Raw genomic sequence first — 14,477 nt, 5'->3', positions numbered from 1 at the left:
AGGCTGCGAGTATTGGAAAGCCCAGCCTCCGTGCTGGGCTTTTTTATCGTGATAAATGAAGGTAGTCGATATGTTAATCGAGGAGACCGTTGAGTGATTGGGACACCACAATGGCCTTGTATTCTTAAGTTGGAAGGCGACGATGAGCTTTTGTATCTTCACGATGCGCAGACGTTTGTTGATGAATGCAAGGCGCTAATGACCACGGCCGGCGATAGGGTTATTGACTCGATGGGGCAGAGTTACAGTATCGACCTCAATGGGGAAGATACACCGATCTTATCACCGTTAAAAACTGTCTATACGGCCTATCAGTTGAGTCAACTTATTCAGGCGCATGAGTTTTCGAAAGCGCAAGTTTGTCTTACTAAAATTCAGTTTGCTGCCGTTGCTGATGCCATTGCGGCGTTAGCCTTTTCTGAGTAAAGGATGTGAAGAGGGCAAGATTATACAAAGCCTTTGAGCCGTTATCCGTTATATACTCGCTTAACGAGCATCTTGAGGTGGTTTGAGTATGTTGAAGAGAAGAGTCAGGGAGGGGTAGGATGCAAAAAGAGCGCGCAGTGATCAATTACGCAGAAGAACTAGGTGGCGTAGAAGTGTTACAAGCGACCTATCATACCCAGACGTTTTCTCGTCATAGTCACGAAGGCTATTGTGTCGGCGTTATCGAAGAGGGCGCGCAATGTTTTTATCGCACTGGCGGCAACCATATCGCCCCTCAAGACAGCATTATCCTGGTGAACGCGGATGAGGTGCACACTGGCCATTCGGCGACCGAAGAGGGTTGGTCCTATCAAGCCCTTTACCCATTGCCAGAGATGTTTGAAAGTGTGTCAAGAGGCAGCGAATCAGGCACATTTGCACCTTACTTTTCTGATCCCGTTGTTTACGACCCAGAGCTAGCGCAGTTGTTGCGAATGGTGATAAAGGCGCTAACGGAATCGCAAAACCGCCTTTATCGCGAAACCCTGCTGCAAGGCGCGATGTGGCAGTTGATGAATCGTCACGGCAAGCAACGCGGCCAACTCACCGCGCCATCGACCCATACCAAGCGCCAAGTACAGCGAGTGAGAGCCTTCTTAAAAGACTGTCCGGAAGAGAATGTCTCTCTGACCGAGCTCGCCAACTTAGTTTCGTTGAGTCCGCACTATTTGGCGCGGCGTTTTAAAGTCGAGGTGGGCATGCCTCCTCACGCCTATCAACTTCAAATGCGACTACGTAAAGCGAAAGCGCTATTGAGAGAGGGATTGAACGCAGGCGAGGTTGCAATAGAGACTGGTTTTCATGACCAAAGCCATTTTCATCGTCATTTTAAGGCAGCGATGGGTGTTACGCCGAATCAATATCGCACCGGTGCGTTGCACTCACGTCGTGTCGTTTACTCTCATTAAGCCCTTACATCCTGCAATCATGCAATCCCGCAGCAATATTGTACAAGAAAACCTGTTGTTGCCACGCTAAGGTAGTTTAACTATCAACCTCTGATATATAGGAATGATGTACAAGGAATGAAGATGTCAGATATCGTAGAACAACGTGGTAACGATAACCGAAGTCTAATGTGGCAAGGCACAGTGGCGATGATGCCTTTGAGTATTGCGGTGGTGCCTTGGGGTTTGCTGGCTGGGTCGTATGCAGTCGAATCAGGTTTGTTGGTGATAGAAGCGCAAGCACTGTCGGCCATACTCTTCGCCGGGGCGGCACAGCTCGTTGCCATTGGCATGTTCAACACAGGCGCAAGTCTCGTCACTATGCTCATCACCACGTTTTTCATCACATCACGTCATCTGTTATACAGTGTGGCGATGCGAGAAACCATCAGCCCGTTGCCTCTAAGGTGGCGGCTCACGCTAGGCTTTTTGTTAACGGATGAACTCTTCGCGCTCATTGGTCACCGACAAACGAGTTTCAATCGCTATTATGCGTTAGGGGCGGGGCTGAGTTTTTATCTGATTTGGAACTTGGCCTCTTTCGTGGGGATCATTGGTGGGAGTGTGATCCCAAACCTCGACTCACTGGGTTTAGATTTTGCTATCGTGGCAACCTTTATCGCACTGGTTGTGCCGAATGTGAAAACCAAACCCGTGTTGCTCACCGTTTTGGTCGCGCTGGTCAGTTCTGTGGTTCTCCATCGACTGCAAGTTAATGGCGCGCTAATGATTGCAAGCTTAGTTGCCATGATCGCTGGCTATGCCGCTGAGCGCTATGGTGTCGGAGTATCTACTGAATCCAGTCAAGATATCGATAAGGAGAAACGAGGATGATCTTACTGAGTATTCTTGCCATGACCTTGGTCGTTTTCCTCAGTCGCTATCTGTTTCTAGCACCGACGCTTCCATTGAAACTTGGCTCTGAAGTGAAGCGATTTTTGAAATACTCGAGCCCGGCGATTCTGACGGTCATTCTTGCGCCGATTATGTTCTTAGAAGGGGAGTCTCAGCAATTGATGCCATTGGTGAATCCCTATCTGATTGCCGCTGTCATCGCGACTTTGCTTGCATGGAAGACGGCAAATGTGTTGTTGACTACAGGGGTAAGTTTTGTCGCGTTTCTTTTGATGAATGTGTTTTGGGGATAACTTTTGGGTTATCACTTTTCTAACGAATCCGAATGCTTAGAGAGGGAATGACGACGGCGAGTAACTGATCGATTTGGTTGATTAATGCGTAAATCCTTTTCCGTAAGTTTGCGGCTTTATGGTAAAATCCCGCCAATTTTTCTATCAGTAACAAGTAGTCAGGAATCATTTTGAGCGATTCTGTACAGAATAATGAAAAGACGTTGCGTGCAGCATTGAACGACTGCATGATTCGCGATCGTTTTCGCCTCTCTAAGCGTATTCAAGGCGCTAGCCGAATTCGCAATCCAGAAGCCAAGCACAAGGTGTTTGATGAAATTGCACTCGACATGGCTAAGTCGATGCAAACGGCACAATTGCGCGAGACAAATCGTCCAGCGATAACCTATCCAGAACAGCTACCCGTTAGTCAAAAGAAAGACGACATTGCTGAGGCAATTGCTCACAACCAAGTGGTTATCGTCGCGGGTGAGACCGGTTCGGGTAAAACGACCCAGCTACCCAAAATTTGTTTGGAGTTGGGTTTAGGTAAGTTTGGTACGATTGGCCATACTCAGCCACGTCGCCTTGCTGCACGTTCGGTTGCAAATCGTATTGCTGAAGAGCTTGATACCGAAATGGGGTCGCAAGTCGGCTATAAAGTGCGATTTAACGATCAAGTTTCCGATCAAACCCAAGTCAAACTGATGACAGACGGTATTTTGCTGGCCGAGATTCAAAATGATCGTTTCTTGAATCAGTATGACACCATCATTATCGATGAAGCGCACGAGCGTAGCCTCAATATCGACTTTATCATGGGGTACTTGCGCGAACTTCTGCCAAAACGTCCTGATCTTAAAGTTATCATTACCTCGGCAACCATTGATCCTGAGCGTTTTTCAAAGCACTTCAATAATGCACCGATCATCGAAGTTTCAGGACGTACGTATCCTGTTGAAGTGCGTTATCGTCCAGTAAGTGAAGACGGTGACGATACCGACCGCGATCAAATGGAAGCAATCTTTGATGCGGTAGATGAGCTTTGTGATGAAGGTATGGGGGATATCCTCATCTTCATGAATGGTGAACGTGAGATCCGTGATACTGCGGATGCACTAAACAAACGGAATCTTCGCGATACCGAAATTTTACCGCTTTATGCGCGCCTTGCGGCAAATGAGCAAAATCGTGTGTTCCAAACACATCGCGGGCGTCGTATTGTCCTAGCGACTAACGTTGCTGAAACCTCATTAACTGTTCCGGGAATCAAGTACGTTATTGACCCGGGCACGGCGCGAATTAGTCGCTATAGTTATCGCACTAAAGTGCAACGTCTGCCGATTGAGGCCGTGTCTCAAGCGAGTGCCAACCAGCGAAAAGGACGTTGTGGTCGTGTCCAAGAGGGCATCTGTATCCGCCTCTATTCGGAGGAGGATTTCCTCTCACGTCCTGAGTTTACTGATCCGGAGATCCTGCGTACCAATCTCGCCTCTGTTATTTTGCAAATGACCGCGATTGGTCTCGGCGATATTGAAGCCTTTCCGTTTGTTGAAGCGCCGGATCGTCGTCATATTCAAGATGGTGTTCGTCTTCTTCAAGAGCTTGGTGCAATCAATGAGAAAGCAAAAGATCCCCGTAAACGTCTGACTAAACTCGGTGTTCAGCTTTCTCGTTTACCCATTGATCCGCGTCTTGCCCGCATGGTTCTCGAGGCCCCTCGCTATGGCGCCTTGAAAGAAGTGATGGTGATTGCGGCCGCGCTGTCTATTCAAGATCCGCGTGAACGTCCGATGGAGAAACAACAGGCGTCCGATGAAAAGCATCGTCGTTTCTATGATAAAGAATCGGATTTCCTGACCTTTGTAAACCTTTGGGACTATGTTCAAGAGCAGCAGAAAGCGCTATCCGGTAATCAGTTCCGCAAACAGTGTAAGAAGGACTACTTAAACTACTTGCGTGTCCGTGAATGGCAAGATGTCCATTATCAAATTCGCCAAGTTGTGCGTGAGCTAGACCTAAGAGCGAATGATGAAGCCGCGAGTTATCAAGCCGTTCACACCGCGTTGTTGGCCGGTATGCTGTCTCACATTGGTGTGAAAGACCAAGAGAAAAACGAGTATCAAGGCGCGCGTAACGCTCGTTTTAACATTTTCCCTGCATCCGCCATTTTCAAGAAACAACCGAAATGGGTCATGGTTGCCGAGCTGGTGGAGACATCGAAGCTTTGGGGACGTATTGGCGCTAAGATCCAGCCTGAATGGATAGAGCCACTCGCCGGGCACTTGATCAAACGCAGCTATAGTGAACCGCATTGGGAAAAACGTTCTGCCGCGGTGCATGCTTTTGAAAAAGTGACACTTTACGGTATTCCGATTGTGCCTAAGCGTAAAGTGAATTACGGCAGTATTGATGCAGCCGTTAGTCGTGAAATCTTTATTCGTTCGGCACTTGTTGAAGGGGATTGGGAAACAAAACACGCCTTCTTTAAACAGAACCGCAAGCTGCTACAAGAAGTGGAAGAGCTCGAACATAAATCTCGTCGTCGCGATATTTTGGTTGATGACGAAACCTTGTTTGAGTTTTACGATCAGCGCATAGATCTGAAGATCGTTTCTGGTCGTCATTTTGATAGCTGGTGGAAGAAAGCGCGCCACGAAGCGCCAGAACAACTCAACTTTGAAAAAGAGATGTTGTTCCGAGGCGATGCAAGCCATGTGACCGATCTGGATTACCCTAATTTCTGGCATCAAGGTGATCTTAAACTGAAACTCAGCTATCAGTTTGAACCAGGCGAAGATAGTGACGGTGTCACCGTTCATGTACCACTCCCAGTGCTTAACCAAGTAGAAATGGATGGTTTCGATTGGCAAATTCCCGGTTTACGTCATGAGCTCGTGGTTGCCTTGATTAAGTCACTACCTAAACCGATTCGTCGTAATTTTGTGCCTGCACCAAACTATGCGGATGCCGCGTTAAGCCGTATTGACGCGCTCTCTATGCCACTGCTTGATGGCTTAGAAAAGGCGTTGAAACAGATTACTGGCACGACAGTATTACGCGAAGACTGGAAACTGGACGCTGTCCCTGAACATTTAAAGATCACCTTCCGAGTGGTTGACCATCGCAATCGCAAGCTGAAAGAGAGTAAAGACCTTTACAGCTTGAAAGATGGCTTGAAAGAGAAGGTGCAAGAGACCTTATCGAAAGTGGCCGATGATGACATTGAACAGCAAGGACTGAAACAGTGGTCGTTTGGTGAGCTCCCTGAACGTTATCAACAAAAACGGGGTGGTTTTGATGTCAAAGCGTACCCTGCGATTGTTGATGATAAAGACTCGGTGAGCATCAAACTGTTTGAAACGCCTGATGAACAGCAAAGTGCGATGAAGCAAGGTCAGCGCCGCTTGGTGTTACTGAATGTGCCATCACCGATTAAGTATCTCCATGCGAACTTGCCAAACAAATCTAAGTTGGGACTCTATTTCAACCCGTATGGCAAAGTGCTCGATTTGATCGACGATTGTATCGCTTGTGGTGTTGATAAACTGATTGAATCGCAAGGTGGCATCGCTTGGAACAAAGACCAGTTTGAGGCGCGTAAAGAGTTCATACGAGGCGAGTTGGGTGACACGGTAGTAGATATCGCCAAGCAAGTAGAAGCTATCCTTACCACCGCTTTTCAGATCAATAAAAAGCTGAAAGGGAAGGTGGATTTATCGATGGCATTTGCCTTGTCTGATATTAAAGCGCAAATTGAAGGATTGATCTTTAAAGGCTTTGCGACCGAGTGTGGTTGGCAACGACTACCGGATATTTTGCGTTACATGAAGGCAATCGAGCGCCGTATGGAGAAGCTGCCGATCGACCCCAACCGAGATCGGGTACACATGATAAAGGTGGAGTCGGTAAACAAAGAGTACAAAGAGTTGCTTAATAAGATTCCGAAAGGCCAACCAGTACCGGATGCAGTGAAAGAGATACGTTGGATGCTTGAGGAGCTTCGAGTGAGCTACTTCGCGCAGCAACTTGGTACGCCTTATCCAATCTCTGATAAACGGATTAAGAACGCGATTGAAGCGTGCTAATTCAATACGACAATGATAAAAACCCGCATTTTGGCGGGTTTTTTATTGAAAGACAATCTGCCCACACCATACGTATTCTCGATGCATTCACCCGCGACACAGTAAATGACGCTTTCGCATAAAAAGGAATTACAAATTAGAACAATATTAGGTTCTGATCGACCTAATGCGCTGGCTCGCGGCTAGCCATAAGATAAAGTGAATAAAAAGAGAAGGTTAAAGTTACGGGGAGGGACTAACACTTTTTTGCAACTTTCCTCTGTTGTGGTTGGACAGGGGGCGACTCGAGAACTTTTTAAGTTCACTTTGCTCTGAGTATATGCTCACGCTCCTTGAAGGAGGTGAAGCATTTAATCATGGACATGAGGAATTCGTATTTTGAACAAGTTCGCCTTTTTGCTCAGCGCATTTTTGTTTTTTCCCTTGCATGCCGCAGAGCCAACGTCAACTCAGGGAGAGAGAACATTAACCCGTGCTGATGGCTCAACACTGATCTACTACTTACTTCCCAAACAAAGTCGTCAACTTCTTATCTTGCTGCAAGGCTCAGATTGCAATAGCGTAAGCCACAACCCGAAAATAAACGGTGTGTTTTCTTCCGTGATTCCTGATGCGGATCTGCTTTTAGTTGAAAAATATGGCGTTAATAGAGATCTCGAATGGCAGACCACCTCTGATCGTGAGGATTGTCCAGCCTCGTTTGTGAGCAATGACTCTCCTGACCAACGAGTTAGAGATATAAAACTCGTGCTAAACCAGTTAGAGAGTCGCTATGATTCCGTGATTTTACTTGGGGGCAGCGAAGGGGCGGTAGTAGCCGGTATGCTGGCTGCGAGCGAACAACGTATCGATGCGGTGGTCGCGTTGAATGCGGGTGGTCGATTCTTCATTGATGACGTACTCTACAATATGCAGTCGACGATGCCCCCTCAAGCATATAATGACGCATCGAAAGGGTTTAAAGGCTTCGCCAATGCCGTCCTGTCACAAGCATCGATGGACATAACATCGGGAATACATGGTTTTCGTTGGTGGAAGAGCATGCTAAGTACCGATCAACTCGACATTTACCAGCAGATTGATGTGCCTGTTCTTTATTTACAAGCGGAGTTGGACATCAACGTCGATCCTAAAAAAGCACACGCAATGGCTGAAGCATTGAATCTCGATAAACCACTGTTTGAGTATCAGGTCTTAGCTGGACTTGATCATGGCCTACATGATGTAAATGGTGCCGATCAATCTGAACAGGTTGTCGATAAAATACGGGATTGGCTTAGACGCTTAGACATCAAAACTGAGTAGCTGGGTTTTGACGCATATTGTGATTGGTATGTTTTTGTGGGTTATTTTGTTTGTTGGTATATCACTAGTCTAGCGCACTATAACTAGTGATTATCGATATAAACAGACAACTCAATTCAAACCAAAAGTTAACAATGTAGGGCTTAATAGATAAAAGCGAGGGGTGTTACAACGTCTAGGTTCAATAATAGCGAGCCTTTTAAGCTCGCTTTGTAACAAGTTGCTACTTGAAGTAGTTTAACGCATTGAAAATTAAACAATAACATTTTTGAACTGTTTCTTTTTTCTTTTCAAGTAGTCAAGATCTGGCGGGAAGTCTTTGTTCGATTTCGCATGCTTCATCATATCGAACACAGTAAATTCGGTCAGAATGGCAAAGTCATAACCGCTGAATGCGTCATCTTCAATTTGAAGGGTAGGGTCAAAATAACGCTCGCCTTTGCGAATAATGGCATGGTCTACCGGCGGCATCTCGCCTCGGAAACCCAGTACATAACGTTCACCTTGGCCATAAATGACATTCATATAGCTGTTGTAGAAACATTCACCTTCTTTCGCGGTGCAAGCTTCTAACTCTTCGGCAGACAAGGCTTCAACACGCACGATACGCATCTTGTCGCCAACAAAACCCATTGAGGTCAATTGATCACGAAACTCTTTTTCAGTCACGGTTTACTTCTTATTGATGATGGAGTGAAAAACGGCGAAATGATACACCAAAGTTCGATTTCAAGCCATGCTGTGGTGAGAAACACAGATCACCGATGCTGCCTATTCACGCTGGCTTCAGGATAGTGGTTCGTCATGTCTGCAGGTACGCCGCTGTTTTGGTGTGCTGAATCAAAGATCGCTAATTCAGGCGGATAAAGATAACGCGCTTCAAAAGCGCGCATCTTGAGGTGAGTTGAATATAATTTATGCTCTATCAGCGGCTTATAATTAATGGATAGCCTTTTTTAGGATGGGGAATAACATCCACTTGCCACTGGTACACCTCTTCTATCAATGGAGAGGTCAGCACATCCAACGGGCTTCCATCTGCCACTATGCCCCCTTGATTAAGCACAATGAGACGGTCGCCATACTGCGCGGCAAGGTTGAGGTCATGAATCACTGCGACCACCGCAGCACCTTCAGACGCCATTTGACGAGCGAGTGATAGAGTTCGATGTTGATGTGCTAAATCAAGAGCTGAGGTCGGTTCATCGAGCAGTAGCGCACGTCGTTCATGACTTTGAGCAATTTGAGTGAGCACACGGGCCAAATGCACCCGCTGCTTTTCACCACCGGACAGACTTGTATAGATGCGATCAGCAAGATGAACGACATCTGTTAACGCCATGTTTTTCAGCGCTACTTGTTCAATCTCTTTTTGCGACATCAGCAAGTTTAAACCACCGAGTTCGACGACTTCGCGCGCAGTGAAGGCAAAGGTCAAGTTACTGTGTTGCGGCAATATACCGAGATGATTAGCAAGTTGCGCGGGCGACCATTGCGCCAATGCGGTGCCAAAGTATTCAACATGGCCTTGCGTTTTCCATTCTCGGCTAATTAACTTGAGCAGGCTACTTTTTCCCGTTCCATTTGGGCCAAGTAGAATCGTAAACTCGCTGGCATGAATAGAACGGGAAACATCGGCGAGAATCGTTTTATCACCCAATGTTAAGTTCAATCCTTCGAAAGCAATTGCACAACTCACTGCAGACGTCCTTTTTGTTGAATCAATAACCAGATAAAGAAGGGTGCGCCCAAAATGGCGGTGATGATGCCCACTGGCATATCCAGTGGAGCGACAAGGGTTCGAGCTAACATGTCTGCGACCAATAACAACAATGCACCTATCAAAGTTGCTAATGGTATCAATGTCTTATGGTTAGGGCCAGCAATCATCCTTCCTAAGTGCGGCACAATTAAGCCAATAAACCCTATCATACCAGCGAGTGACACCGTCACCCCTACGCCAGCAGCTGTCAGCAAAACCAATCGGCGTTTTAACTGCTGTACATCTATGCCCATGTGGTTCGCTTCGGCTTCACCGAGCAGGAGGGCATTCAATTTGTTAGCATCACGATAAAACAGTACAGACAGAAGTATGAGGCTGGTAAAGCCTAGGACTAACCCTTTCCAAGACGCACCCGCAAGTGATCCCATTGACCACAAAGAGAGATCGCGAAGCGCCTGATCATCAGCAAAGTAGTTCATCAAACCCAGTCCAGCCCCCGCCAATGCACTGATAGCGACGCCAGCGAGCAGCATCATGGTGACGGAGGTGCCATTGGCACCTGTCCCCATCTTGTAGACAGTGACTGTTGTGATAGCGCCGCCTAAGAACGCGAAAACGGGCACAGTGCCAAACATCATTAACGTAGGGAATGTCTCGGCTAGGCCGCCAAAAAGCACAATCGACAACGCCGCACCCAGTGAGGCTCCGGCTGAGACACCAATGATGCCCGGGTCCGCAAGCGGATTTCGGAACAACCCCTGCATCACTGTGCCACACAGCGCTAATATGGCCCCAACTGCCACGCAGAGTAGCGTACGGGGCAAGCGTACATCTTGAATGATTAATAGCACATGTTTCGGCAACGTATGGTCACCGGGCCATATCGCTTTTAAACTGTCAAAAAAACTGATGTTCATTGGCCCCATAGTGATAGAGGCAACAACAGCGACAAACAGTAAAAAAACACCGCTAAGCAGCAACAAGCTTAGCGGCGGGCGTTTGTTGTTCGAAGCGATCATTGGGTGACGCTGTCCGAAGAGAATGTTTGTTGCAATGTTTCGGCAAGCTTGAGGCTACCCAAACCGAAACCACCGACAATTGCAGGCCCCGGAATAGGGATGAATTGATTCTTTTCACCTGCTGGCGTCGCAACCAACAGCGGCATTTTCGCCAAAATACCTTCAGCACCGCCCATGCTGCGCCAGCTGCGCGAAGCCACCAAAATGTAATCGGGTTGTAGCTCAATCAAGGCTTCCACAGACATAGGCTTGTAGCTCTCAAACGCGTCTTGCGCTGGATTAACCGCGCCCGCTAGTTCAATCACAGTATCGACAGGGGTTTTGTTGCCTGCGACTGTCATTGGTCGTCCTTCCGCTAACAGCATAAATACCACTTTAGGTGGGTTCTTGAGCTCTGTTGCTGACAGTTTCTCCATTTGAGCGGCAACATCAGCCTTGAGGGTTTCGGCTTTCTCCGCCGTCCCCGTCAACGCGGCGACTTGGTCAATTCGCAGATGAAGGTCCTCAAGACCGAGACCAGAAGTCACGGTTTCAACGTCAATGCCTGCCTCTGAAAGCGTGTTGAGGGTCTTCTCTGGACCCATTTCATTTGAGCCAACCAGCACCGTTGGTGCAAGCGCCATTAAACCTTCTGCTGATAGTTGGCGGTGATAACCCACCTGAGGGATATCGGTGCCCATCACAAAGCCCTTGCTAGTCAGATCCACTGCGACAAGCTGCGACTCGGCTTCCAAGGCGAATATCAGCTCAGTAACGGCAGAACCTGCGCTAATGATACGAGGCTCAGAAGAGATTGTTTGGTTCGATTCTGGTGCGGGAGTGGCCAACGCGGCTGTTGATAGCGAAAAACTGAGGGCGCCAAGAAGCGCTAGCGAAGATAAATTCATTTTTTATTCCATTTAATTTTGAGAGAGCAAAGAGCCCAAATGAATAACTTTTAAGACAAAATGCACCATTCCATACGCAGATGCGATAAACGCCTAATATCGAATACACCTTGAATTTAAAGGGATATTGGCGCAACACAAGGTCGCTAGGATGTTAAAAAATTAGGCGATGTCTTGTTTCAATTGATTATCCACTCATTCGATAATAAGATCAATTATCAATTGCATTATCACTACACTAAAGTATCATTCACTAAGTCGTTGATACTCAAGTATTAACTGTTTAAATTTATGTAAATGACGTGTGATAAAAATGATGGATTTAAGCGATGTATCCCTGGTAGGGAGTGCGACACCCGATCCTTTACGCTTTGCATTTTCACGCAAAAAAATGGCACATGCCGGCGGAAATGTTAATCGTATAGCGCCCGAAAATACGCAGCAGGAATTAAAGGATGTATTGAATTCTATACCATTAGCGCAGCAAAGCCGATGCTTATACATCCACATTCCTTTTTGTCGGGTGCGATGTACTTATTGCAACTTCTTCCAGTACGCATCCAGTAAGTCGTTGATTGATAGTTACTTTGAAGCGCTAATGAAAGAGATTCGCTTCAAAGCGTCACAACCATGGACGCAATCTACATCATTTCGCGCAGTGTATGTTGGCGGGGGCACGCCAACGGATATCTCTGCTGCACAGATTAAGCAACTGGGAGACGCAATACGTGCCTATTTCCCTCTGACACCAGATTGTGAAATCACGCTTGAAGGGCGCATTAATCGTTTCAGTGATGAAAAATTTGAGTCGGCGCTAGAAGGCGGGTTTAACCGTTTCTCTTTTGGGATTCAGAGCTTTGACACCCATGTCAGACGCAGTGCTAAGCGACTTGATGATGGGGATGTAGCGATGAAACGCATCCAAGAGATGGTCGCTTATGACGCCGCGCCAATTGTGATCGACTTACTGTTTGGGCTTCCCTATCAAACCGTCGAGATTTGGCAAAAAGATCTGGAAGGTTATTTGGAATCAGGCGCCCACGGCGTCGATCTTTATCAGCTCATTGATATGCAAGGGCTACCCATGCATCGAATGGTGGAGCAAGGCAAGCTCCCTCATCCAGCTGATACACCCACAAAAGCCGGCATGTTTGAAACGGGTGTGAACTTTATGGCGAAGCACCATCAACGTCGTCTTAGCGTCAATCACTGGGCACATGACAATAGAGAACGCAGCATTTACAACAGCTTAGCTAAAACGACCGCAGACGTATTACCGCTTGGTGCCGGGGCAGGTGGTGCGATTGGCGATTTACAGATGATGCAACACCGCAAGATGGAAGACTACATCGCAGCGATTGATGCGGAACAATACCCAGTGCCAATGCTGATGCGAAGCAGCCCTCTGCGAGAGATACATGCCCATATTAAATCCGCGTTTGATCGCGGTGTGCTGTCGCGCTTGAAATTGAACACATTGGCAGGCAAACCCTTGTATGAAGCGTTAATGCCGTTGTTTGAAGCGTGGCAAAGCAACGGCTTAGTGAGGCTAGAAGGTGATTACCTTGTTCTGACACTGGCCGGTGAATTTTGGAATGTGACATTGTCACAAAATGTAATCAGAGCAATGATGGAAAGCCAACACCCTAGCGGTAAAGCTCACGTTGCTTGATTACTGTGTTTGCTTACAACGTGACTCAACACAGGTTGTGAGTAGATGCATTTAACGAAGAAAGCTGCCATTCATAGGTGGCCATTTAAGGAGAAAATCGATGTACAACACACGTACATACGAAGAAACGCAAACTCGTGTTGCTGCACTGATCGAAAATGACCCTTCGATCTCAGTACCCGATTTAGCGTCAACACTGGAACAAACTGAAGCGGAGGTGAGCCTTGCGCTCCCACCTGAGATGGTGACGCCAGTAGAAGGTGCTCACGCCGAAGCGATTTTGAATCTTTTACCCGAGTGGGGCCCGGTCACCACGATCGTTATCTCTCATGGCTCGGTATTTGAGGTAAAAGCGCCATTTCCTAAAGGAAAGTTTGGCCGAGGCTATTTTAATCTCATGGGCGAAAACGGCGAGTTACACGGTCACTTAAAATTAGACCTAATTACAGACATCGGTCTAATCAGCAAGCCTTTTATGGGTAAAGAGAGTCACCACATCGCGTTTTACAACGGCGAGGGCGCTTGTGTATTCAAGGTATACCTCGGTCGTGATGAAAAAAGAAAATTATTACCAGAACAATTAGTGAAGTTTCAGCAGTTAAAAAAGGATTTTAAAAAATGACCGATAAAGCCGAACGACTACAAGGCCGCCTATTGCCAGAGATGAAAGAGTTGCGCGAAAATAGCCAAACGCTTCAACTGGCAACCATCAACAAAGAAGGCAAGCCGACCGTAAGCTATACGCCATTCGCGTATACTGACGACGCCTTTTACATTTTGATCAGTGACATTGCTGCTCATGGTCAAAACTTGAAGCTTAACAATGATCTCTCATTGATGCTGATTGAAGATGAATCTGCTGCGAAGCACATTTATGCGCGCCGTCGTCTGTCGTTCGAAACATCGGCTACGCTGATTGAACGTGACACTGCAACGTGGTCTGAAGGCACCGAAGCACTCAAAGCACGTTTCGGTGAAATCATTGGTAACTTGACCAACATGGAAGACTTCCGCCTCTACCAAATCAAGCCAGAGAACGGTTTGTATGTGAAAGGCTTCGGTCAAGCTTTCAACGTTCAAGGTTTTGATTCTGTGGAAGTTGTCCATCTAGATCAAGGTCACGTTGAGCGCCAAAAGCAGAGTGCCTAACTCTGCTGTTGTTAGCGCAATTTTTCACTGTTTCAAAGTGATTCTTATGCCTGCTCATGGTGAGCAGGCATTTT

The 14,477-nt window shown here is 47.0% G+C and carries 13 protein-coding genes; 9 read left to right on the top strand and 4 right to left on the bottom strand.

The window, feature by feature from the left end; translation table 11 throughout:
• Nucleotides 1-93 precede the first annotated feature (93 nt).
• The 6 genes from TSUB_RS08030 (at nt 94) to TSUB_RS08005 (ending at nt 7,953) form a co-directional block, all read left to right on the top strand.
• Nucleotides 94-426, top strand: coding sequence for a DUF4144 domain-containing protein (locus TSUB_RS08030; protein ID WP_246616424.1), 333 nt, complete (start codon nt 94-96; stop codon nt 424-426).
• 119 nt (nt 427-545) lie between these two features.
• Nucleotides 546-1,394, top strand: a complete 849-nt coding sequence (locus TSUB_RS08025) for an AraC family transcriptional regulator (protein ID WP_087026444.1) — start codon at nt 546-548, stop codon at nt 1,392-1,394.
• A 123-nt stretch (nt 1,395-1,517) separates the two neighbouring features.
• A complete protein-coding gene (locus tag TSUB_RS08020) occupies nt 1,518-2,267 on the top strand; it encodes an AzlC family ABC transporter permease (protein WP_087026447.1) in 750 nt (249 codons plus the stop codon).
• Entirely contained in the window at nt 2,264-2,581 is a 318-nt protein-coding gene (locus TSUB_RS08015) for an AzlD domain-containing protein (protein WP_087026451.1), read from the top strand. The genes TSUB_RS08020 and TSUB_RS08015 overlap by 4 nt, the downstream gene beginning before the upstream one ends.
• A gap of 170 nt (nt 2,582-2,751) precedes the next feature.
• Nucleotides 2,752-6,648, top strand: a complete 3,897-nt coding sequence (gene hrpA, locus TSUB_RS08010; RefSeq protein ID WP_087026454.1) for an ATP-dependent RNA helicase HrpA — start codon at nt 2,752-2,754, stop codon at nt 6,646-6,648.
• A 378-nt stretch (nt 6,649-7,026) separates the two neighbouring features.
• Nucleotides 7,027-7,953: an alpha/beta fold hydrolase gene (locus tag TSUB_RS08005; protein WP_087026458.1), complete on the top strand. Its 927-nt coding sequence runs from the start codon at nt 7,027-7,029 to the stop codon at nt 7,951-7,953.
• Between the two features lie 252 nt (nt 7,954-8,205).
• Here the strand turns inward: TSUB_RS08005 and TSUB_RS08000 are convergent, their stop codons facing one another.
• From TSUB_RS08000 to TSUB_RS07985, 4 genes are all read right to left on the bottom strand, one after another.
• Nucleotides 8,206-8,622 carry a hypothetical protein gene (locus TSUB_RS08000; protein ID WP_246616423.1) on the bottom strand — a complete coding sequence of 139 codons (417 nt, stop codon included), beginning with the start codon at nt 8,620-8,622 and terminating at the stop codon, nt 8,206-8,208.
• Between the two features lie 256 nt (nt 8,623-8,878).
• On the bottom strand, nt 8,879-9,652 hold the full coding sequence (locus TSUB_RS07995; protein WP_087026461.1) for a heme ABC transporter ATP-binding protein: 774 nt from the start codon (nt 9,650-9,652) through the stop codon (nt 8,879-8,881).
• Nucleotides 9,649-10,695, bottom strand: a complete 1,047-nt coding sequence (locus tag TSUB_RS07990) for a FecCD family ABC transporter permease (protein WP_087026464.1) — start codon at nt 10,693-10,695, stop codon at nt 9,649-9,651. Before TSUB_RS07990 ends, TSUB_RS07995 begins: the two co-directional genes overlap by 4 nt.
• Nucleotides 10,692-11,582 (bottom strand): heme/hemin ABC transporter substrate-binding protein, encoded by an 891-nt coding sequence (locus TSUB_RS07985; protein WP_087026466.1) that lies wholly within the window; start codon nt 11,580-11,582, stop codon nt 10,692-10,694. The genes TSUB_RS07990 and TSUB_RS07985 overlap by 4 nt, the downstream gene beginning before the upstream one ends.
• Nucleotides 11,583-11,898: 316 nt before the next feature.
• Between TSUB_RS07985 and hutW the strand changes: the two genes are divergently transcribed.
• The 3 genes from hutW to hutZ all read left to right on the top strand — a co-directional run bounded on the left by hutW (nt 11,899) and on the right by hutZ (nt 14,403).
• Nucleotides 11,899-13,254: a heme anaerobic degradation radical SAM methyltransferase ChuW/HutW gene (gene hutW, locus TSUB_RS07980; protein WP_202819790.1), complete on the top strand. Its 1,356-nt coding sequence runs from the start codon at nt 11,899-11,901 to the stop codon at nt 13,252-13,254.
• A 100-nt stretch (nt 13,255-13,354) separates the two neighbouring features.
• Complete coding sequence (gene hutX, locus TSUB_RS07975) at nt 13,355-13,876, top strand: heme utilization cystosolic carrier protein HutX (RefSeq protein WP_087026472.1); 522 nt, start codon at nt 13,355-13,357, stop codon at nt 13,874-13,876.
• A complete protein-coding gene (gene hutZ / locus TSUB_RS07970; protein WP_087026476.1) occupies nt 13,873-14,403 on the top strand; it encodes a heme utilization protein HutZ in 531 nt (176 codons plus the stop codon). The genes hutX and hutZ overlap by 4 nt, the downstream gene beginning before the upstream one ends.
• Nucleotides 14,404-14,477: the final 74 nt, after the last annotated feature.

Origin of the sequence: Thaumasiovibrio subtropicus (assembly GCF_019703835.1) — a bacterium.
Lineage (GTDB): Bacteria > Pseudomonadota > Gammaproteobacteria > Enterobacterales > Vibrionaceae > Thaumasiovibrio > Thaumasiovibrio subtropicus.
This window is presented reverse-complemented; position numbering and strand designations above follow the sequence as displayed.

Coding starts and splice junctions, on each gene's coding strand:
- TSUB_RS08025 (WP_087026444.1), top strand. CDS start 546: ATGCAAAAAGAGCGCGCAGTGATCAATTACGCAGAAGAACTAGGTGGC.
- TSUB_RS08020 (WP_087026447.1), top strand. CDS start 1,518: ATGTCAGATATCGTAGAACAACGTGGTAACGATAACCGAAGTCTAATG.
- TSUB_RS08015 (WP_087026451.1), top strand. CDS start 2,264: ATGATCTTACTGAGTATTCTTGCCATGACCTTGGTCGTTTTCCTCAGT.
- TSUB_RS07990 (WP_087026464.1), bottom strand. CDS start 10,695: ATGATCGCTTCGAACAACAAACGCCCGCCGCTAAGCTTGTTGCTGCTT.
- TSUB_RS07985 (WP_087026466.1), bottom strand. CDS start 11,582: ATGAATTTATCTTCGCTAGCGCTTCTTGGCGCCCTCAGTTTTTCGCTA.
- hutW (WP_202819790.1), top strand. CDS start 11,899: ATGGATTTAAGCGATGTATCCCTGGTAGGGAGTGCGACACCCGATCCT.
- hutX (WP_087026472.1), top strand. CDS start 13,355: ATGTACAACACACGTACATACGAAGAAACGCAAACTCGTGTTGCTGCA.
- hutZ (WP_087026476.1), top strand. CDS start 13,873: ATGACCGATAAAGCCGAACGACTACAAGGCCGCCTATTGCCAGAGATG.